This is a genomic window from Rhizobium sp. PEPV16 (genome assembly GCF_008919455.1).
In the GTDB taxonomy this organism is placed as follows: domain Bacteria; phylum Pseudomonadota; class Alphaproteobacteria; order Rhizobiales; family Rhizobiaceae; genus Rhizobium; species Rhizobium leguminosarum_Q.
Window position 1 is genome coordinate 1 of record NZ_VSZV01000014.1, and the last position, 533, is coordinate 533.

1 protein-coding gene is annotated in these 533 nt (G+C 59.5%); it reads right to left on the reverse strand.

Translation table 11 applies throughout. The features are described 5' to 3' along the window. Nucleotides 1–533, reverse strand: a 533-nt coding sequence (gene secF, locus FY112_RS00085) for a protein translocase subunit SecF (protein WP_151517329.1), incomplete at both ends; no start/stop codon positions are given.

A 533-nucleotide genomic window follows, 5' to 3' on the forward strand; every position in this document is an offset into this window, starting at 1 on the left:
CCGTGCCGGATTTTACACCAGCATCCGTCTTGTTGCTCTCTTCCCCGTCGGGAGCGTCCGGCCGCAGCCGGAAGACGATCAAGACAGGAGCGGCGATATAGATCGAAGAGAAAGTGCCGAGAGCGACGCCGAAGAGCATCGCAAAGGTGAAGGAACGGATCACTTCACCGCCGAAGAGAAAGAGCGCCAGCAAGGCGATCAGCGTCGTCGCCGCGGTCAGAACGGTGCGCGACAGCGTCTGGTTGATCGAAGCATCGATCAGGATCGGCAGCGGCATCTTCTTGTATCGCTTCAGATTCTCGCGCATTCGGTCGTAGACCACGACCGTATCATTCAGGGAATAACCGACGATGGTCAGCACGGCGGCGACGCTCGTCAGGTTGAACTCGATGCCGGTGAGGACGAAGAGACCGAGCATGATGATGACGTCGTGCAGCGTTGCGACGATGGCGCCGACCGCGAATTGCCATTCGAAGCGGATCCAGATGTAGATCAGGATCGCCGCAAGTGCTGCAAGCACGCCGAGCGTCGCC